The organism is Chryseobacterium sp. HNCC26DJ241, from assembly GCF_057180505.1.
Genome location: NZ_JBXUGL010000015.1, coordinates 53,873 through 75,362, shown reverse-complemented (window position 1 = coordinate 75,362; position 21,490 = coordinate 53,873). Strand labels below are relative to the sequence as shown.

At 33.4% G+C, this 21,490-nt stretch carries 19 protein-coding genes and 1 pseudogene; 18 read left to right on the top strand and 2 right to left on the bottom strand.

The window, feature by feature from the left end:
• Positions 1-60: 60 nt before the first annotated feature.
• The 15 genes and pseudogenes from AC2A1C_RS08925 to AC2A1C_RS08855 all read left to right on the top strand — a co-directional run.
• Positions 61-975 (top strand): annotated as a pseudogene (locus tag AC2A1C_RS08925) (HAD-IC family P-type ATPase); the annotation flags it as partial.
• Positions 976-987: 12 nt separating this feature from the next.
• Positions 988-1,548, top strand: a complete 561-nt coding sequence (locus tag AC2A1C_RS08920) for a K(+)-transporting ATPase subunit C (RefSeq protein WP_484025360.1) — start codon at positions 988-990, stop codon at positions 1,546-1,548.
• A 22-nt stretch (positions 1,549-1,570) separates the two neighbouring features.
• Positions 1,571-2,653, top strand: coding sequence for a porin (locus AC2A1C_RS08915; protein WP_484025359.1), 1,083 nt, complete (start codon positions 1,571-1,573; stop codon positions 2,651-2,653).
• A 112-nt stretch (positions 2,654-2,765) separates the two neighbouring features.
• Positions 2,766-3,887: a sensor protein KdpD gene (locus AC2A1C_RS08910; RefSeq protein WP_484025358.1), complete on the top strand. Its 1,122-nt coding sequence runs from the start codon at positions 2,766-2,768 to the stop codon at positions 3,885-3,887.
• Positions 3,888-3,949: 62 nt separating this feature from the next.
• Positions 3,950-5,680, top strand: a complete 1,731-nt coding sequence (locus AC2A1C_RS08905; RefSeq protein ID WP_484025357.1) for an ATP-binding protein — start codon at positions 3,950-3,952, stop codon at positions 5,678-5,680.
• A gap of 446 nt (positions 5,681-6,126) precedes the next feature.
• The gene (locus AC2A1C_RS08900) at positions 6,127-7,959 is read left to right on the top strand and encodes a histidine kinase (protein WP_484025356.1); all 1,833 of its coding nucleotides are present in this window, start codon (positions 6,127-6,129) and stop codon (positions 7,957-7,959) included.
• Complete coding sequence (locus AC2A1C_RS08895; RefSeq protein ID WP_484025355.1) at positions 7,959-8,699, top strand: LytR/AlgR family response regulator transcription factor; 741 nt, start codon at positions 7,959-7,961, stop codon at positions 8,697-8,699. The genes AC2A1C_RS08900 and AC2A1C_RS08895 overlap by 1 nt, the downstream gene beginning before the upstream one ends.
• Before the next feature lie 111 nt (positions 8,700-8,810).
• Entirely contained in the window at positions 8,811-10,061 is a 1,251-nt protein-coding gene (locus AC2A1C_RS08890) for a type III secretion system chaperone family protein (RefSeq protein WP_484025354.1), read from the top strand.
• Positions 10,062-10,067: 6 nt separating this feature from the next.
• Positions 10,068-11,138, top strand: coding sequence for a trypsin-like peptidase domain-containing protein (locus tag AC2A1C_RS08885; RefSeq protein WP_484025353.1), 1,071 nt, complete (start codon positions 10,068-10,070; stop codon positions 11,136-11,138).
• Positions 11,139-11,152: 14 nt separating this feature from the next.
• Positions 11,153-12,154, top strand: coding sequence for a hypothetical protein (locus AC2A1C_RS08880; protein ID WP_484025352.1), 1,002 nt, complete (start codon positions 11,153-11,155; stop codon positions 12,152-12,154).
• A 167-nt stretch (positions 12,155-12,321) separates the two neighbouring features.
• Complete coding sequence (locus tag AC2A1C_RS08875) at positions 12,322-12,909, top strand: hypothetical protein (protein WP_484025351.1); 588 nt, start codon at positions 12,322-12,324, stop codon at positions 12,907-12,909.
• A gap of 30 nt (positions 12,910-12,939) precedes the next feature.
• Positions 12,940-13,896, top strand: coding sequence for a hypothetical protein (locus tag AC2A1C_RS08870; protein WP_484025350.1), 957 nt, complete (start codon positions 12,940-12,942; stop codon positions 13,894-13,896).
• 11 nt (positions 13,897-13,907) lie between these two features.
• Entirely contained in the window at positions 13,908-14,543 is a 636-nt protein-coding gene (locus tag AC2A1C_RS08865; RefSeq protein ID WP_484025349.1) for a DUF1266 domain-containing protein, read from the top strand.
• 7 nt (positions 14,544-14,550) lie between these two features.
• The gene (locus AC2A1C_RS08860; RefSeq protein ID WP_484025348.1) at positions 14,551-15,111 is read left to right on the top strand and encodes a hypothetical protein; all 561 of its coding nucleotides are present in this window, start codon (positions 14,551-14,553) and stop codon (positions 15,109-15,111) included.
• Positions 15,112-15,115: 4 nt separating this feature from the next.
• On the top strand, positions 15,116-15,724 hold the full coding sequence (locus AC2A1C_RS08855) for a hypothetical protein (protein WP_484025347.1): 609 nt from the start codon (positions 15,116-15,118) through the stop codon (positions 15,722-15,724).
• On the opposite strand, the gene AC2A1C_RS08850 is transcribed toward AC2A1C_RS08855, so the two are convergent.
• Both AC2A1C_RS08850 and AC2A1C_RS08845 read right to left on the bottom strand, forming a co-directional pair.
• The gene (locus tag AC2A1C_RS08850; protein ID WP_484025346.1) at positions 15,695-16,030 is read right to left on the bottom strand and encodes a transposase; all 336 of its coding nucleotides are present in this window, start codon (positions 16,028-16,030) and stop codon (positions 15,695-15,697) included. The two genes, AC2A1C_RS08855 and AC2A1C_RS08850, sit on opposite strands and share 30 nt — an antisense overlap.
• A gap of 67 nt (positions 16,031-16,097) precedes the next feature.
• Positions 16,098-16,538 (bottom strand): transposase, encoded by a 441-nt coding sequence (locus AC2A1C_RS08845; protein ID WP_484025345.1) that lies wholly within the window; start codon positions 16,536-16,538, stop codon positions 16,098-16,100.
• Between the two features lie 582 nt (positions 16,539-17,120).
• On the opposite strand from AC2A1C_RS08845, the gene AC2A1C_RS08840 reads away from it, so the two are divergent.
• From AC2A1C_RS08840 to AC2A1C_RS08830, 3 genes are read left to right on the top strand one after another with little or no spacing between them, the layout of a single operon-like run.
• Positions 17,121-19,454 carry a beta strand repeat-containing protein gene (locus AC2A1C_RS08840; RefSeq protein WP_484025344.1) on the top strand — a complete coding sequence of 778 codons (2,334 nt, stop codon included), beginning with the start codon at positions 17,121-17,123 and terminating at the stop codon, positions 19,452-19,454.
• 30 nt (positions 19,455-19,484) lie between these two features.
• A complete protein-coding gene (locus AC2A1C_RS08835; protein WP_484025343.1) occupies positions 19,485-20,477 on the top strand; it encodes a T9SS type A sorting domain-containing protein in 993 nt (330 codons plus the stop codon).
• 35 nt (positions 20,478-20,512) lie between these two features.
• Complete coding sequence (locus AC2A1C_RS08830) at positions 20,513-21,397, top strand: hypothetical protein (RefSeq protein WP_484025342.1); 885 nt, start codon at positions 20,513-20,515, stop codon at positions 21,395-21,397.
• The last annotated feature ends 93 nt before the right edge of the window (positions 21,398-21,490 follow it).

Below are 21,490 nucleotides of genomic sequence, written 5' to 3'. Positions count from 1 at the left end.
TATTCAAGTCTTCATAAGTCATGACGCTAAGATAAATAATCTATTATGAAAGAGGTCTAATTTACAGCCGAAACCAGAAGCTCGGGCATTGACTATGATGCCATCAGGATTAGAAAAGGAGCATCTGATGCTATTAGAAATTTAGTGGAAAAAGCAGGAAATGATTTCCCCAAAGAAGCTGAAGAAATTGTAAAAAATATTTCCAGTAACGGAGGAACGCCTTTAGTGGTTTCAGAGAACGAAAAAGTTTTGGGTGTTGTAGAATTACAGGACATTATCAAACCTGGAATTCATGAACGTTTTGAACGTTTGCGCAAAATGGGAATTAAAACCGTAATGGTAACAGGAGATAATCCGTTGACAGCAAAATATATTGCCGAAAAAGCAGGTGTAGATGATTTTATTGCGGAAGCAAAACCTGAAGATAAAATGAATTACATAAGAAAAGAACAAGCCGACGGAAGATTGGTTGCAATGATGGGAGACGGAACCAACGATGCACCGGCTCTGGCTCAGGCAGATGTAGGTGTAGCGATGAACAGTGGGACTCAGGCTGCAAAAGAGGCTGGAAATATGGTGGATCTGGATAATGACCCGACAAAACTCATTGAAGTGGTAGAAATTGGAAAACAACTCTTGATGACCAGAGGAACATTAACCACATTCAGTATTGCGAATGATGTTGCAAAATATTTCGCCATTGTTCCGGCATTGTTCATCGCTTCGATTCCAGCATTAAAAGAACTCAATATTATGAAGCTACACTCTCCGGAAAGTGCCATACTTTCAGCAGTAATTTTTAATGCCATTATTATTCCGATACTGATTCCGCTCGCTTTAAAGGGAGTTACCTACAAACCAATTGGTGCAAGTGCACTACTCAGAAGAAATCTTTTTATTTATGGTTTGGGGGGAGTTTTGATTCCTTTTGTTGGAATTAAAATCATCGACTTAATCGTATCAGTATTTATCTAAAAAACAAAGAAAATGAAATCGAATATTTTACCTGCAATACGACTTACATTGGTTTGTCTTTTATTTTTCTCAGGAATTTACACACTCCTAATTTTAGGAATTGCACAATTTTCTCCAAATAATGGAAAAGGTGAAGTCCTTACATTCAAGAACAAAAAGTATTATGTGAATGTGGGGCAAAAATTTACAAACGATCAGTATTTTTGGTCTCGTCCTTCCGCAGTGGATTATAATGCAGCTGGAGGAGGAGGAAGTAACAAAGGTCCATCCAACCCTGATTACTTGAAAACCGTTCAGGAAAGGATTGACCATTTTTTGAAACACAATCCGGATATAAAAAAATCTGAAATTCCGTCCGATTTGGTGACAGCAAGCGGAAGTGGATTAGACCCGAATATTTCTGTTCAGGCAGCCAATATTCAGGTAAAAAGAATTGCGAAAATCAGAAATATAGATGAAAGCAAGATCCAAAATTTAATAATTTCCAAAACTGAGAAACCATTACTCGGATTCTTTGGAACCGAAAAAATCAATGTGTTAAAACTCAATATCGCACTTGATGGTTTGAGATAAATGAAAAAACTTATATTTAAGAATGAAAAAGACATTACCATTGGCATTTGGAATGCTGGGAATATCTATATTGGTATCGGCACAAGAAGAAAATAAAAATCCACTAAAAATAAGTGGTTATGCGGAAGTATATTATCAATACGATTTCAATAATCCAGAGAACAATACTCGTCCCGGTTTCATATACAGCCATAACCGGAATAACGAAGTGAATCTGAATCTTGGTTTTGTAAAAGTGAACTACGAAACGGAAAAATTCAGAGCAAATGTTGCATTAGGAGTCGGAACGTATATGAACGCCAACTATACAGCAGAATCCGGTGTTTTAAAAAATATTTATGAAGCCAATGTTGGTGTAAAAATTTCAAAAACCAAAAACCTTTGGATTGATGCTGGAATCATGCCCTCCCATATTGGTTTTGAAAGTGCTATCAGCAAAGATTGTTCAACGCTTACAAGAAGTATTCTGGCCGAAAATTCGCCATATTTTGAAAGCGGAGCTAAAGTTTCTTACACCAGCAATAGCGGGAAATGGTTTATAAGTGGTTTGGTTTTAAACGGATGGCAAAGAATCCAGCGTGTTGATGGGAATTCAACTATTGCTTTTGGACATCAGCTAACCTATAAACCTACAGAAAAAATTACGTTGAACAGCAGTTCTTTTATTGGGAATGATAAACCCGACAGTTTAAAGCAAATGCGATATTTTCATAATTTGTATGGAATTTTTCAATTGTCCAAAAAGTTTGCTTTGACAACGGGATTTGATATCGGAGCAGAACAAAAAATAAAAGGTAGCAACCAGTACTATGTTTGGTATTCTCCCGTTATGATCGCCAAGTATTCTCCTACTGAAAAATTTAGTGTTGCTGCAAGAGGAGAATATTATAATGATAAAAACGGAGTTGTTATTACAACAGGAACAGCCAATGGTTTTAAAACCTTTGGATATTCTTTGAATGCAGATTATTGGATTCTTCCGAATCTTGTCTGGAGAACAGAAGTCAAAAACTTGAGTAGCAAAGACCAAATTTTTTTGAATAGAGACAATACTATGAAAAAAGATAATTTTTCTGTGGTAACATCTTTTGCTGTAAGTTTTTAATATTAATAAAACAAAAAGACAGGTAAGTCGAAAAAGCAACAAAAACAATCTTCCTCTTACTTTTCACATCTTACATTTTGTAAATTTTTACCTTTGATTAAGATTTGCCACCATGGATGAAAAAAAAACTGCACAGGATTTCCTCAATTTGATAAAAAAATCAAGAAGAGGAAAATTTAAAATCTATATCGGGATGAGTGCAGGTGTAGGGAAAACCTATCGTATGCTTCAGGAAGCACATTCGCTTTTAGCCAGCGGAATTGATGTGAAAATTGGTTATATAGAAACACACAATCGTAAGGAAACACATGCTTTGTTGGAAGGATTGCCTATAATTCCACGCAGAAAATTATTTTACAAAGGAAAAGAATTAGAAGAACTGGACGTTCAGGCGGTTATCAATCTTCGTCCGGAAGTGGTAGTTATTGATGAACTTGCCCATACCAATATTGAAGGCAGTAAAAATGAAAAACGATGGCAGGATGTAATAGAAATTCTGGATTCGGGAATTAATGTTATCAGTGCTGTGAATATTCAGCATATCGAAAGCCTGAATGAAGAAGTAAAAGATATTACCAATATTGAGGTAAAAGAACGTATCCCCGACAGTGTTTTGGCACAAGCTGATGAGGTGGTGAATATTGACCTTACTGCTGAAGAATTAATTCAAAGACTGAAAGAGGGAAAGATATATGATGCTGCAAAAATTAATGCAGCTCTCAATAATTTTTTTAAAAATGAGCACATTCTTCAGCTCCGCGAATTAGCTTTAAAAGAAGTAGCATCCCAGGTTACAAGAAAAGTAGAATCTGAGGTAACACAAAGCAAAATCATACGGAAAGAAAGATTTTTAGCTTGTATCAGTTCCAACGAAAAAACGGCAAAAAATGTAATCCGGAAAGCAGCAAGGCTGGCCAATTATTACAACAGCCAGTGGTATCTTCTGTATGTGCAGATTCCTCGGGAAAGTGCCGATAAAATTGCGCTTGACAAGCAACGACATCTTATTAATAATTTTAAATTAGCCACAGAATTGGGTGCAGAAATTATTAAAGTGGAAAATACAAATGTAGCAAGAGCTATAATGGAACAATGCGAAGAACGTAAAATAACTACTGTGTGTATCGGAAAACCACATCTTAATCTCTGGAAAATTATTATTGCCACCGATACATTTAATACACTTCTGAATAAATTATCAAAAGAAAATATAGATTTGGTAATTTTAAGTTGATTAATCTATAAAATAAATTTGAGAAAATAATTTTTCAGTTCTGAATTTTCAATTTTTTTAATATGAAAATTAAAGCTAAACTTAATATTGGAGTAGGACTTTTATTCCTAATGATTATTATATTATCGGTTTTGAGTGGTTTATATATCAGCCAACTAAAAAAAGAAACCCATAATATTTTGGTAGACAATTATAACACTCTGGAATATTCCAGAAATATGCTTTTGGCTTTGGAAGATGTAAAGAATGATCCGGTTGCTTTTGATGTTTTTGAAAAACATTTAGAAAAGCAAAAAAATAATATTACAGAAGCTGGTGAAAAAGAAACTACGGATAATATCGAAAATCATTTTGAATTATTAAAAAAAGATACTGAAAATGAAAGTATTTTATCATCTCTCAGAAAAGAGATTACTGAGCTGATGCGCCTAAATATGCAGGCCATTCAGCACAAAAGCAGCATTGCAAATAGTACTGCCAAAAAAGCTATAGTCATAATTTCTATTGCAGGAACTTTATGTTTTCTGATAGCCTTCATTTTAATGGTCAATCTTCCTTCTAATATTGCCAATCCTATTCGACAGCTTACGGTGAGTATCCAACAAATTGCCAATCAAAACTATAAAGAAAGAGTACATTTTGAAGGTCATAATGAATTTGGAGAATTAGCCAAATCCTTTAATACGATGGCAGAAAAACTTCAGGAATATTCTGAAAGCAGGCTCGATAAAATTATTAAAGGCAAAAAACGGATAGAAACCCTTATTGATAATATGCACGATCCCGTAATTGGGATAGACGAAAACAAAAAAGTACTTTTCGTAAACGATGAAGCCCTGAAAATTACAGGGCTTAAAAAAGAAAACTTTGTAGGGAAACTGATTCAGGATGTCGCCGTAACTAATGATTTGATAAGAGATATAATCAAAGAAATTATTCTGCCAGAAACTGCAAATCATGATGAAAAGCCCATGAAAATCTATGCGGATGGAAAAGAAAGTTATTTCGAAAAGGAAATTGTAGATATTAATGTGGTTCCTACAGGAGAAGATCAAAACCAGTTTATTGGAAAGGTAATCATGCTAAGAAATGTTACACCATTTAAAGAACTGGATTTAGCCAAAACCAATTTTATAGGAACCGTTTCCCACGAATTTAAAACTCCAATTTCATCTATTCAAATGGGGCTTCAATTGCTTGAAAATGAGCAAATAGGAAACTTAAATGATGAACAGAAAAATTTGATAAACGGAATTAAAGAAGATTCTAATCGCTTATTGAAAATCACTTCCGAGTTATTGAATATTGCCCAGGTAGAAAGTGGATCCATCCAGCTAAAGGTAAAACCAGTGGAAATTCGAGAGATTATTGATTATGCTGTAAGTGCCAATAAATCAACGGCAGATCAAAAGCAAATAAAATTTATCTTAAATATAGAAACAGGCATTACAAAAGTTTTGGCAGACAGCGAAAAAACAGTTTGGATACTGAATAATTTGCTATCAAATGCTATCCGTTATTCTTATGAAAATTCAAATATTTTGATTAGTATCCAAAAAGAGGATGATAAAAAAATCAAATTTTCTGTTACGGATACTGGTCGTGGAATTGAGCCACAACATATTGATAAAATTTTCAACCGTTATTTTAAAATTCCGGGGACAAAAAAAGAAGGAACAGGATTGGGATTAAGTATCAGCAAAGAATTTATCGAAGCACAGGGAGGAAAAATCTCTGTTGAGAGCGAATTGGGAAAAGGAAGTGAGTTTTCTTTTACTTTGAATGAAAGCTAGGTTTATACAAATTTTTCTTTGCTTTTCCTCATAATGCTAATACTTAATAGATCAAATGGTTCGAGACCCACGAAAGGTGGTATTCCGATGTAACGATTTGATAATCAAAAATAAACGGTTCGAGGTATGACCTATGATCCACCCAACATTAAAATCCTGCTTGAAAAAGCGGGATTTTATTTTTTGATAACATATAAACGCATTATTTTTACATTATATTAGATTTTTATTTTCAATATTTTATAATATAATAAACTAAATGACATTCTTAATGTTGTTTTTCTACTTTTGTAAATCTCAAATATTACTTAAAATACGATCAAATATTTCAAATGATTGAAATTGTCGGTAAACAGAGCAAGGTTCAAAATTCAATTTTTTATTATAAATTTGAATCTATTGCATATAAATCAGCAAGAATCAATCAAATAATATGACAAAATACTATGAGTAGAAGCAGGTACTTAAAATTTGTTTTAATTGTACTCCATACTTTTTTTCTTTTTTCCTGCAAAAAAGAAAAAATACAGAAAGAGGTAGATTATAGATCTTTTGTACTGCAACATCCCGAAAAAAAAGATTCTGTTTATAAAGTTGCCAACAGATTATATAAAGAAAAAAAACTGAGTAATAATAATATCATTTGGTTGGTAATTTTAGATTTAGAGAAAATAAATGATGTAGATAAGAGAATTGATTTTATCAATAAAAACCTACAAAAAATAAATCTACAAAAAGATAACCTTATCAATCTTCCGGTTCTATACAATCATTTGTCATTTGCTTACTATCAAAAAGACGATGCCGAAAATGCCATAAAAGCAGCATACAAAAGTTTAGAGTACGCGTTATTATTGAAAAAAAAATATGGGCTTAAAAAATCCAACCTCGAATTTTCATACTACAATTTAGCTCTTGCCTATCAAAAAATAGGAGACTTCCCGAATTATAAAAAATTCATGAAAAAATCATTAGAAACCTCTACTCATGAGGATTCTAAAGGATATATATACCATAATTTGGGAGATTATTTCATATCCGTCAAAAAAAATGATTCCGCATTATACTATACCTTATTGGCAAAGGAAAATTATGCTAAAATGAACAATACCATTTCTTTGGCAGATGTTGCGCTTAATCTTGCTACCTTATATTACGAAAATGGAGATTATGATAAAGTAACACAAGAACTTAACGAGAATACATTGGATGTGTTGAAAAAAAACAACTTCATTTTTACACAGCATCATATATTATTAGCCAATGTGGATATGAAACATTCGGACTACATAAATGCAAAAAAGAATTTGGACAAAGCAAAAAAATTAATACAAACCAATGATGATAATGTAGATTACTATGATGCTCTCTCAAGATATTATGATGAAACAGGGAACCTGAAAGAATACAAAGAAGCCATTACTCATTGGGCAGATTATAAAGAAAAATATTATGAAGAACTCATAATAGATAAATCTAAAGAACTGGAAAAAAGCTTCTATCTAAAACAAAAAGACAGCAATATCAGAGAACTGAAATTTCAGAATCAAATTGCCAATGAAAAAAGTAAATCTAAGTCCATTATCATTATTGTGATTATTTTCCTTATACTTTTGTTGGGAACATTTTACTATCTGTACTCCAAAAACAATCAGTTAAAAGCAGAAAACAGAAAAAACCTTTTGGAGCAAAAACTATTTGCTTCACAAATGAGTCCCCATTTTATCTTTAACGCTCTCAGTGCAATACAAGCAGAAATACTTAGTAATAACAATAAAGAAGCGAATATATACCTTACAAAATTCGGAAAGCTGCTGCAAAACATACTGCTTAATACCAATCAGGAGAACGTTACTATTTCATCAGAAATCTCTAATTTGGTAAATTATATAGATTTACAAAAAATAAGATATAAAAACTTCGATTATCAGTTGGATGCATATGAAGGAATTTTGGAAGATGAAGACGAAATTCCGCCAATGCTGTTGCAGCCATTAGTAGAAAATGCAATAGAACACGGCCTTAAAAAATGCAAAAACGGAAATTTAATTATCGCCATAAAAAAATATGCTGAAATACTGCATTGTGAAATTTCAGACAACGGAGCCGGTCTAAATTCGGGTTCAAAATCTAACGCAATCAGCACCTCGCTTATTAAAAAAAGACTGAAATATCTTTCAGGAAAATATAATAAAAAATTAGAATTGTCTATCAACGACAATACAGATAAAAAAGGAGTTACATCAGTAATTACAATACCCTACATTACCCTATCCTAATGAATGAAAAAATAAAAATAGCATTAATAGACGACGAAATCTCTCCCCGAATCATTTGTAGGAGCTATCTCTCTCATATAGATCATGTGGAAATAGTAGGAGAAGCATCTACTGTGGAAGAAGCCAAAATTCTGATAGACACTCTGCATCCGGATATTATTCTTTTGGATATACAATTAGGGCAAAAAACAGGCTTTGATCTTTTAAATTCTTACGAAACCCTTAATTTCAAAGTTATCTTCATTACAGCGTATGAAAAATACGCTCTTTCTGCCATAAAATCCGGCGCATTAGATTATTTGTTGAAGCCTTTGGATGAAGCAGAATTATCAAAAGCCATTCAGAAAGCAGTACAATCAGTTTCAGTTTCAAAACAAGCCATACAAATAGCTCAGGATACTTTCGAGAATAAAAAAATAGAACGTATCACTCTTAGTGCAAGTGATGGTTACCATGTAGTGTGGGTAAAAGATATTCTCTACTGCTCTTCAAGTGGAAATTACACCACATTCCACCTTATCAACGGAAAGCAGATTGTAATTTCTAAAATACTAAAAGAATATGAAAACATACTTTCTTCAGATATATTTCTACGGGTACACCAGTCGTATTTGGTAAACATGAATTTCGTGGAAAAATTTACAAAAGACCAAACATTAATTCTAAAAAACGGGACAGAAGTTATAGTAGCTACCAGAAAAAAAGACGAAGTAGTACACTGGCTAAAGAAAATCATGTAAACAAATTTTTACCAAATCACAGCAAATACTTATTATTTGGCAGCACATATCTAATCACCCGGATTCTCTCAAATTTGCTCGGTACATTTGATCTCATAAATAGAGAATCACATGGAAACCTGCATTTCTTTTACTACTACCGCAACTGGTGGAATAAAAAAAATGAGCGACCCAAAACACTGGGAAAATGCTCAAAAATACTTTGATGAAGGCAATTATATCAATTCCTTTTATTCTACTCTTCATTATATTGACGAAGATCTTATTTCCAGATTCGGGAATCCTGAAAAAACCGAATTTACCTTCCCACAAGGATCCGCTGTGATAAAGGTAGCACTTGAAAACCAAACCATAAAAATTTCTGCACCTTTTGTAAAAATTCCATCTACCAAGTTTCTTCCCATTTTCAGAAAATGTACTGAATTGAATTTCAGGGTAATGACACTTCCTCAAATTATTATTCAGGACGATTATCTCATTTTCCAATATAGTATGCCTTTGGAACTATGCGCTCCCTACAAATTATATGATGTATTGAGAGACATTGCTCAGAATGCAGATAAGTATGATGACGAATTTGTAGAAAAATTTGGAGCGCAACGTGCTATAGAACCTATGATTACGCATTATGACAATGCTAAAATGGCAGATATTCTGGTGAATTGCAAAAAAATAGCCAAAGAAACTTTGGAACACCTCCATTATTTTGAAGGAAAACGCAGAATGGGAAATGCTTGTGATGCGTTATATGTAGGTTTAAAAAGACTTGATTATTATTGTGAACCAAGCGGAATATTCTACAAAAAAATAGACGATGCTCTTAATGCACTTTTCAATAAGGATTATGACTGGATTTCAAAATTAAAATCCGGGAGACAGCTTTTGGCATCTGTGGAAAAAATGACGGATGAAGAGCTAAAACAAGATGTATTTATAGGGTTTTCCGTAATGCCCCTAAAAAGAAACGCTTCCAGAAACTATTTAGAAGAATGGATTGATGGACATATGAATGAAGCTGTATCTTCCCATAACTCTCAGGATTATATAAGTTCCACATACTATTCTCTGTACACATTGTATTCTATTTTGGCAAACTTCAATATAGAAGAACACTCTAAAAAAGCCATTGAATATTCCCTGCAGAAAGCCGCCGGAAAATCTTGGGAAGAAGCATCGGATATCTTGCTAGAGGTTATGGATTTCTTCTACAAAAATGAAGAGGAAGAGTTTGATATGGAAGATCAGGAATTGGATACAGCTCCTGCATTCGATATGGAAGCAATTACAAGCCAAATGGGAAGTTTTATGAAGGACTATCAGAATATGTTAGGTGGATTATTTCAATCATTTACAAAAAAATAAATCACAATGGAAAATATTTCAAAATCTATATATAAAATAAAAACAGCTTCCGGTTCTGGTTCCGGTTTCTATCTATCGCAGCATAATGTATTTGTTACCAACCATCACGTGATAGAAGGACACCATAATGTAGCAATAGAAGATGATAAAAAAAACACCTTTGCAGCAAAAGTAGTTCTGGTGAATGTAGAAGAAGATCTGGCATTGCTCATCACGGAAGAAAAAATAAATACACAAACATTAGCATTTGGCGATAGTACACAAGTAAAATCCAGGGATGAGGTATATGTTTTAGGATTTCCTTTTGGGATGCCTTATACAGAAACACAAGGAATAATCTCTTCTCCAAAACAACTAATGGGAGGAAAGCACTACATACAAACCGACGCTCCTGTAAATCCGGGAAATAGTGGAGGTCCTTTAGTGAATAAAATGGGTGAAATTATAGGAATCACCACCTCAAAATTTAATGAAGCAGATAATATGGGATTTGCAGTTCCCGTATCTGTCTTGAAAGAAATATTACTTGCTTACGAAAAAAGCAAGCCAGAGGATTTCAGTATTCAGTGTCATAGTTGCAAAAAAATAGAAAACACAAAAACCGAAAATTGCGAGAACTGTGGCGCTGATATTGATCCTAACCTTTTTGAGGAAAAAGAAATAAGTAATCTTGCAAAACGAGTAGAAGAAGGCCTGCTAAAAAATGGAATAAACCCTGTAGTTGCAAGAGACGGATATGAATATTGGACGTATTATCAAGGATCTTCTTTGGTAAGAATTTACGTTTATGATTATGATTTTGTCTGCAGTTCTTCTCCGTTGAACGAGATAAATCCGGATAATGTAGAACCCGTATTACGTTATTTGCTGAGCAATCCTATTCCACCGTATCAGTTGGGGACATCAGATTCTACCATACATATCGGTTGCCGAACGCACGTAAGCGATTTATTTAATGAAAAATATGGATACGAGCAGCTTGACCAATTAATCAATCTGTCTAAAAAAGCAGATGAAATGGATAATTTCTTATTAGAAGAATACGGCTGTCCTTTAGCAAAGACGGCAAAAATATAAAAGAAATATTCAGGATGAAAAAAATCTTTATACTGTCATTATCGGTTTTCGGTTTACTGCTATTTTCACAAAGTAAAAAAGGAACTCCTAAACCAACCAATACTGTTTCTGTTGCAGAAAGAAACAGAGCCAATAAAATGATTGAATATACCAATCAGCTACAGGAATTTCTTTCACAGTACATTTCAGTAAGAACCATCAGTATTCCTTTAAACACCTATGCCGAAAATTTGGATCTGGAAAATGCTTTCATCAATCCCGGAGCTTTGGAAGATAATTTCAAAACAGTAGGACAGGCAATTACAGAGTATAAAAACGATAAAGGAAGTAACCCTACAGAACCAACAGCAGTTATAGGCGCAGAAAATCAGTCTTTTATAAAAAATAAGATAGCAGAATGCAGCAATCTGTACGAAAAGATAAAATCTCTCAACAATCAAATAAAAAACTATACGGATGGAAATACCGATTTGAAAAAAACAGATGTTCCTGCTGTAAAAAATATCGTACAGCAAATGAACCAGACATTAGATAAAATATATGATGTACAAGATGAAATTTATGATAAAATAGACGAAATAGGAATGCAGGCAGAAGCGATCACACTACAAAATCATCCAATGAAAAACGAAATAATGGATATGAAAAATGTGATGAACAAATCAGCAAAAATTTTTAAGCTGATCGCTCAGATCACAGCTGTTGAAGCCCAAAACAACTTTCCTCAAATAAAAAGTATAAAAGGAGAAATAACGTTAATTCAGGATAAATACGGTGAAAACTACTCTGCGGAAGGTTCCGGCAGAAATAATTCTATCGAATTAAGAAGCGCCGTAAAACGTTTCTACGAACAGGTAACGTACTATCATAAACGTTTGGATGAGCTGATGGAAGATTGCAAAACCAACAAAGACATTCAGGAAGAATGGGAAATAAGAGTAAAAATGATCAGAGATCAATACGATGTTGTAGTTTCTGAGTATAACACTTTTGTGGAAGTAAACAATGAAAAATAAAGTCATCTTACTATGAGCCACGAAGTGGCGATTTAATAAAGGATAGGATGAAGTCCTATCAAACTATCAAACAGGGATATTTTACAGTAATTTCAAAATTTGATGGGTATAACACAACTCTATCAAAAATTAAATTCCTTAAAAAAAACAGTAAATACATAAAAAATATGAAAACAACAATCAAAACCTTTTTCCTTCCTCTCACGGCTTCCGTACTGCTAATTTCTTGCAATAAGTTTGATGATAAGGCAAAATACGATTTCAATACACCGGAAGCATGGGAAACGTACGGAAAAGAAGTTGTAAAAGAAATGGATAAACCCATTACCCACATCAACCAGATAGAATTAAGATTTGATGACAAAGGAACCCTCGTTCATGCATTTGCAGATTGCCAGAATCCGGATCCAAAGTTTTCATCATACCTTATCAGAAAATCGTATCAGCAAATGGCAGGACATTTCGGATGGACCTTAGGTTCCGGAACCGACCTTTTTCTAAAAGATGACAATGAGCAGATGATAAAAGACATAAGCGATTATGTAACCCCGATACAGGAAGTAAATTTTAAAGAATTAGGAAGTACCTATCAAAAAATAGTTTCTAAAAGAAAAGATGCCAAACCATTGAATGTTACAGTCAATTTTCATAAAAACAAAAGTGAGCGTTTTATTGAAATTAATTGGTTAGGAAATGGAAATGCCGAAAGCACAGTGCAATATGATTTTAATGGTGCTATCATCGCAGAAGAGTAATCTGTATATCTAAAAAACACAAACAACAAAATGAAACCATTATCTATACTTTTATTCTCAAGTTTAGTATTTCCCCTTTTTTATTTCGGACAAGGTAAAAACGAAACACCAAAGAATAATTATACCAACGAACAATTTTTACAAACACTTGTAAATGAGCCTGTCTATGAATATAAAGGGAAAACCAAGAAAATCATAATTCCTTCCGGTTTTTTTGAAATGGGTATGGTTTCTCCGTTTTTATCTGTGGATAAAAAACCACAGTATGATGAAATGAAAAATCTGCAGAACGGTGAACTTTACAAAAACCTAAAAGGAAAAGAAATTCTATTTACGGGTTCAGATAGAGATACTTACTTTTTCACGATAGATGGGAAAAAATACAAAATTACCGCTACAGATAAAGAAAACATTGGGAGCAGGGAATTTTACAATCTTTTTGATGCCTCTTATTTAGAAAAAATCCGAAAAGAACTCACAGGCAAGACATTGTACACACAAACATCCGAATGGATATATAAATCCAAAGACGGAAACGAAGTAGAAAATGAAAAATCCTGCCAGTTTTGCACAGTAACCATTACAAGAGTGGAAAAAGAACAGAGCAATGATTATACGGTATATTTCAAACGGACAAATAATAATCAGGAATACTATTTCAGTGTCATTTTAGATACCGATAGAAGCTACGGAATCCCTGTAGATTTGAAAGAAGAATTTACCCGATATTTTAGCTTTGAAAGCTCAAAAAGCAAAGACGAAAACATTTCCGAAAAAAATTGGGAAAATATCCAGAATCTTAAAATAGAAAAAGGAATGACCAAAAAAGAAATAGAAATAATGCTGGGAAAACCAGACGAGGTTCTGAAAGGAGACTTGCTAAAAGCCAATCAGGAAGTCTGGTATTATTCTAATGTAAATAGAAAAGCCTATTCTGTACTTTTTACAAAAGACAAGGTAGAAGAATATACAGAAGGAAAATATTAAAACTCTTTACCATGAAACTTACACTTATAATCACGCTATCCTCTTTTTTTATTCTGGCTTCTTGCAACAAAGAAAACTCCATAAAAGAAAACAACCCCGAAATAACCATAAAAACTAATCAAAATAAAAAAGCAGACGATAATATAAAAGGATATATGCTTGCCGGAATTTATACCATCAATAACTATGGAGGAATAGAAACTGTTGAAAAATCGGTGGGAAATAGTAACTACACCGAATCTTATAAAGAACTATTAGCTTTTCCTTTCAAAAAGGGACAGACGGGAGCAAAGGAAACATTGGCTATGATGTGGAACATCAACTCAAAAGAAGACTTATTAAAACGTCTGGATATGTTACTAAATGATGAAAAAAGTAGATATAAAGCATGGGATTTTGCAAGATTAGTAAACAATGTCAATATGGGATATTCAGCTGGCTACATTACAAAAGAAGAAGGACAAACATGGATAGAGAAAACACTTCCAAAAGCTCAGGCTGCCTTTAAGAATTGGGAAGAGTATCATCAAAATTTTATGGAAGGTAGAAAAAGCTGGGACTCGGAAGATGAAGATACAGAAGTTTTTGAAGAACTGGTTTCAGAAATTTCGAAAATGAAAATCTATGAAAACAATCCTTTGAACTAATGATAAAATGAAATCTACAAAGGGAAAGATTACTGTCCTTTTTCTATCACTGTTGGTTTTTGGCAGCTGGTTTTATTATGATCTGTACGGGAAAACAAAGATCACAGGAAAATTATTGATAGACAACCCTACCCATCAACTTTTAAGGATAACTTTAGATAAAAATCGTTATGAAATACAGCCCCAAAAATGGGTAGAAGTCAATCTGCAAAAAGGAACACACGAAATTTCCGGAATAGGAAAATTTACGATAGAAGAGATTCCTTACGGAATTATAAACCCCACAAAAAGCAAATACATAAGCTATAATTTTGTGTACTCCCGAAATCCTGATGAGCAAGAATTCAAACCCTACATAATAGAACGAAGACAAATTTATTGTGCAGGAGGTTCACCTGTTATTCATAACGATTTGTTTATTCCCGATGTTACTTTAGGAAAAGGAAATATTTGTAATGATATTCCGGATGAGCAAGAACTTAACCGCTTTGATCCCAATGAGCAGAAAGTTTTGGTGAAATTATTCAGGTTAGAAGATTTTTTAAGCTATTACAAACGACATCAGTAAATATATGCTGCCTAACAAAAAGCTATTTTATATCATTATAATTTCCAGTCTAATAGCTGGATACCTCTCTTTTTCTTTTATTGAAAAGGCTATAGAAAATAATATCGGCGAAAAACTGCATAGCATAAAATCTTTCTACACAAAAACACTTACCATAAAAAGTATTGAAAAAAGACTGGAAGTAACCACAAAAGCTCGGATTTCTAAAAACGATTTTCTATTGCATTTCTATGAAGATGATACTACTTACAGAACTTACACCCAGCCAACAACCAATCCCGATGATATGAATTTCAAAATATTTTTCACACAAAACATAAAGACAGGAGATAAGGTAAATGCAGTATTGCTCATTCCGGAGATTGAAAAACAAATAAAGGAAAATTTTTGGTGGAAACTAATATTGCAAAACGATGAAAACATTCTCCTTTTTGACATTATACCAAATGGAGCTTCCTCAAAATCAAAATATTATGACAAAACATTGGCAATAAAAGACTTTTGCAAAACAAAACCGTTTGTAAAAATTGTCTGGATGTTAGCTTTCTTATTCATTGGTTTGGGGATTTATTTAATAATCATTTTAATTAGCAAAGGTTCCTTGCTTTCTTAGTTTTTTCCACTTCGAAATAGTATTTCTGCTCATTTTAAAATGATTTGCAACTTGGCTGTCATTAAGATCATTCTTTCTTTGATATTCTAAAATTTCCAATATTGTTTCCTTATCGTAAGAACGGTGCTTCTGATTCAAAACATAACCATTATTATCGAATATTAAAGCATTTAGCCTGATTATATCCATAAAAGAAAGATGTTCTTTTAAAAGCAAATTTTTACATTTCATCATTTTTTCAGGATATTTCTCTGATATCAAATCATCATAGATTTGTCTGTAATTTATTTTTTTAAATTCTTTCATACTATTTGTAATTTAATTTGTAGTATCAGTATTGATTTTGCACTCTAAATACGAACAGGAAGTTCCTTTAAAAAGTTTTTCTTGCATATTTGGAAATCCATTTATATAATGTAGTCTTAGGAATATTATATTTATCCATAATCTCTTGCTTAGACATTTCGCCCTTGCTTAGTTTTTCCAAAATAAATTCAACAATCTCTTTTGTATAAATATTTTTTCTGAAAACAGGCATCCGAGATGTATCATTTTTTAGTGGCAAAACACTGTAATTGGTACTTCTAGGAGGTGCATACAAGATAAGATGCTGAGTATAAATCCTAAAAAAATCATATTCCAAAAGTTTAGACCATTTTAGTAGATCTCCACAGGGAATATCTTCTTTCTCCAACTGTAAGAGAATCTCTTCTTCCCGACATTTGAAAAAATTGCATATCCTTTCCATATCTACATTATACTCATGCATCCGCATTTTTATAAGATTTCCTATATGAATATTTTTATATACCATAATATTTGTTTGTATTTGATAAGACTGGAGAATCACAAATGAGAAACGATAATTTTGCTCTTAATGAATTACTAAAATTTTGAAAACTGTTATAAGACATTCAAAAAATTGGGTAGAACTTTATTCGAAGGCAAATATCTTTAAAAAGATTAATCAATAAAAAATAAGCATTCCATAAATTATAATTTTATTGAACACATCCGCTTACATTCTACTTATTTTTTAATCGTAGAAAAATAATTCGATATATAATTAAAGTCATACTCTATTCTTTTCATCCATAAGAAATTTATAAACGTGTAATTCTAATATTTGACTTTAAACACCTGATAATCATTACCATTAATTAAGTTTTTGATTTCCATAAATTAATAATTTATGGATAATAATACTTCTTTTAACAGATTATAAAGTACAATTTTGCACCGCGAATTTTTTACTACATAACATATTCTGTATTTCTTCTCTTGTAGAATAAAAAATTTAAAACAACTAAATCAAAAAAACATTTCTTAACGATAACACTCATTTTTTTGTCTTGATTATTTCAATCAAAATTTTGAGTAACAAAAATTATAAAACATGAATAGAAAAATTGTACTCGCATTAGCATTATCCATGGCAGGAATTTTAGCTAATGCACAGACTTCACTTGGAAAGGTAGGGATTAATACTACATCGCCAAATGCGACCTTAGATGTTACAGGATCTCCATCCGATACTGCTGCAACTGATGGTGTAATTGCACCTCGTCTTACAGGAGATCAATTAAAAGCAAAAGATTCTCTTTATGGGACTAACCAAACCGGAACTTTAGTGTACGCTACAGCAGCCGTTACCACTTCCTCTATCAAAACCGCAAACATAACGGCAGCAGGATATTATTATTTTGATGGTTCCGTTTGGCAAAAAGTAGGAAGCGGGGGTTCTACAGGAAACTTTTGGGGGCTTTCAGGTAATACAGGTACAACTGCAGGAACAAATTTTTTAGGAACTACAGATGCGCAAAATCTAGTGTTTAAAGTAAACAATGTAGAATCTGGGTACATCCAACGTTCTACAAGTGCAACAACTAACTTTGATCATAAAACATCTTTTGGATTCGGTGCAGGAGTAGCTCTTACCACAGGAGATGATAACTCCTTATTTGGTTCAAGAGCAGGAACAGCATTAACAACAGGTGCAAGAAATACCGCAGTAGGATCTCGTGCATTATTTAGTACAACTACAGGAAACGATAACGTTGCTATTGGTACTTTTACTTTATCATCTAATACTATAGGATCAAGAAATATGGCACTTGGTTCTAATGCTTTAGTGAGTAACACAACTGGTAGTGACAATGTAGCTTTTGGAGATACTGCATTAAATACTAACACAACAGGCAGTCTAAATACAGCTATAGGACAAAATGCCTTATCTCAGATGACTTCTGGAACAGGCAATACAGGTCTTGGTGCAGCAACTGTAATATCTGATGGCTTAACAAATGCTACGGCAATAGGTTATCAAGCGTCCGCAACACAAAGCAATACTCTAATTTTAGGAAATGCAGCGAATGTAGGGATAGGAACTTCTTCCCCTTCCAACAAACTTCACGTAGTAGCCACCTCTGATCCCGTAAAATTTGAGGGGTTACAAACAGGTAGCACTACAGATAACATAGTAACTACAGACACCAATGGTGTATTGCGTACATTATCTGCTTCTGCACTTTCTTTGGCTGGAGATGTTACTGGAACTATAGGGAATAATAAGGTGGAAAAAATTCAAAATATCGCCGTAAGTGCTACTGCACCAACATCTGGACAAGTGCTTACCTACAATGGTACAAGTTGGACGCCTACAACGGTTGCATCCGTAGCAACGACTAATTCATTAACCAACAACGGAACCAACACCATCACTAGCAATGTAAACGGTGTAACTTCATCAACACCTGTTGTTAACAATGTAAGCAACACCGTTTCTGGTGGAAATGTATCTACAACCGTAAATGGGGTTGCAGGAACTCCAGTTGCAATTACCAATACTTTATCTTCTAATACAAATACTTTAACTTCCACCGTAGCAGGAGGTACTGCTCAAACGGCAAGTATTATTAATTCGAATTTGTTAACTGCCACCAACGGTAACTTAGTTTCTACTGTAAACGGTGTAGCTACAACTCCTGCGGTTGCGGTTTTAATTGATGCAGATAACGGACTTTCAAAAACCAATGGAAAAGTACAACTAGGTGGCTCTTTAACCCAAGCTACTACTATTACCACAGATGCTACTAATACACTTGCTTTGGCTGGAGTACAAACCACCTCTTCTTCTTCTGGTCAGTCTCTTTTACTTGTAGATAATACGACAGGTGTGGTGCAAAAAGTAAGTATTGGAGCTGGTCTTGGTATCTCCGGTGGGATATTAACAGCCAACCCTAAAGCATCAGCAGTAGCTAAATATAATAGTAATCAAGCAACTGAATTTAGTAATACAAGTAATGCATCAACAAGTGCTTCAAATCCAAGTATTACCTATCATGATTTGAATTTTGAGACAGAACAAACAGATAATCTCAACATCTATACACCAAACGCTACCCTTTCTACTTTTAAACCTAATGTTACATCATATCATAGTATAACTATAGGGTATTTATATGGTACATATGGAGCTACTCAAAGGACTAATGGTAATTCTACAAACATTAGAAGTTTTGAAGTTATAGATGACACCAATACTGTTGTTGCATCGTTTGGAGATTCTAATCTTACAACGAATCCTTATAGTGCTATTGCTGTTACATCGGTATTATTAAATTCTGCTAGAACTTATAGAATAAGACTGAAATTTTCGGTTGTTGAAGCCTCAGTAACCAGATATACTACTATTGGAGCTAATGCTTTCATATCTATTACTCAGCTGTAAATAAAATTCTAAAACCTAAATATAAATTCAATGAACAAAAACCATGTCATGATACTTTTGTTATTTTCTCCCTTGGCTTTTGCACAACAAGAGCTAAGAACAGAGAATTACGAAAAGTATCCTACCACGAAAACCGTGAGTGGCAAAAATACCCAACGTATTAACGAGGGATTGTTTGCAGAAAACCTAATGGCATATTCTGGCTACGGAACTACTACCAAACATTTTGTAGTAGGGCAATTGGGTGTAGCACAAGATGTCTATACTACTATTTCGGAAGAGGAAAACACCTTATTGGTTTCCTTTATCCTAAATTTTTCAAAAGTAGATGCTACCAAAGAACTGAACCTTTTGGATCTAAAAGTGCCTACCTCTGCAGATAAAGCCAACAAATTTGTACAATTAGCTGTAAAAAATATGGGCAGCCAGTTTGCACTAAGTTTGGTGGATAGCAACAATCCGGAAAACAGAGCCAACCCAGTAAATGGTTTCAACTATTATGAAGATCATTTGGTGGTATTACGAGTAAGGAATTTCAATAGTACGAAAGCTACTTGTGAGTTGTTTGTAGATGAAGCTATTTCCGACCTAAATGGAAGTATTGCCAAATTACAAGGGCTACAATTACCAGCGAAAAAACAGCACGAAACAATGGGGAAAATCCTGTTTACTGCCACTTTGCACCAAGACAAAAAAGGAGCTGCTACCGATGGAAAAGTAGGGCTTTTGAAAATAAACAAAGGAGCAGAAAAAGGGATCGAAGATTTGGTAAAAGAAGAGACTGTAAAATTAGTTGCTACCCATGCCAAACAGGGAAGTTTGCAATTGTTTACCCGCAAAGACTTTAAAAATGCAGAAGTAGTTATATACGGAGCTGTAGGAAATATTGTGCAAACCTTATCAAATGTAAATCTTAGTGACAATGTACATGAACTAAGAATCAATCCTTTATCTCAAGGAGTATACATCTTTACAATAAAAGATTCCAAAAACCAATATCAAACAAAATTTATTGCTAAATAAAAATTTCAATTAAACAAATAAAATCAAAATAAAAAATGAAAAAATCATTATTCATTACAGGGGTAGTTTCTCTTTTATCATTAGCAAACGTAAATGCGCAATCTGTTTTTGTCGTTGAAAAAGTTGCTGTAGGTACTGAAGCAATAAACAATGGAGTCTCAGATCCTACCAAAATTGCTACTTTCCAAAATGAACCTTCAACTAGTAACGGTACTTTTATCCAAAACAGTGGTTCAGTTACCATAGGAAATAAAAATACAGAAAACACTAAAGCTCTTTTAGAATTATCAGCAAACAACAAAGGGTTTTTACCAACAAGACTTACTACAGCACAAATTGATGCAATTGGTGCAACTGCAACAGATGCAGGTATGGTAGTGTATGATACTGACAAAAAATGTCTTTCATTTTTCGATGGTACAAAATGGTCTTGTGCAGGAAGTACAGGAGGTGGTGCAGTTGTTGTTCATCATGAAATTGTAGGAACTGGAGGTACTTTCAATGCAAACAATAATCAATGTGGTTCTGCTCCGTATATCGTTCAAGATGATGACTACATAATAGAATGGCAGGCTAAATCTACCAATGCGCTTGCTTATAATCATTCTATTGGTAACCTTACGCCTTATACTTATCCTTTAGGTGTAAATGCAGCTGCCAATTTTATATTACCTGATCCTACTACTTGCAAAGGAAGAGAGTTGAAAATTTATAATGCTTCATATGAGGCAAATTTTCCATCTTTAACATATGCACACATTTTTACCAATTATCCTATTTATAATACGGTAAACAGCGGACAGCTTCCTTATGGAAAACCAGCTCTTGGAAATTACTTTATATCATGGGTTGTTGGGGTAAATAAAGTTACCATCACAAGTAATGGAACGTATTGGATATCAGATAATTATGCTAATTAATAATACTTCTAATTATTGAGTAGAAATACTAAAACATTGAATGGATACTTTTCTATACATATAAATGTAGCCGCATAATATGCATACAGCTAC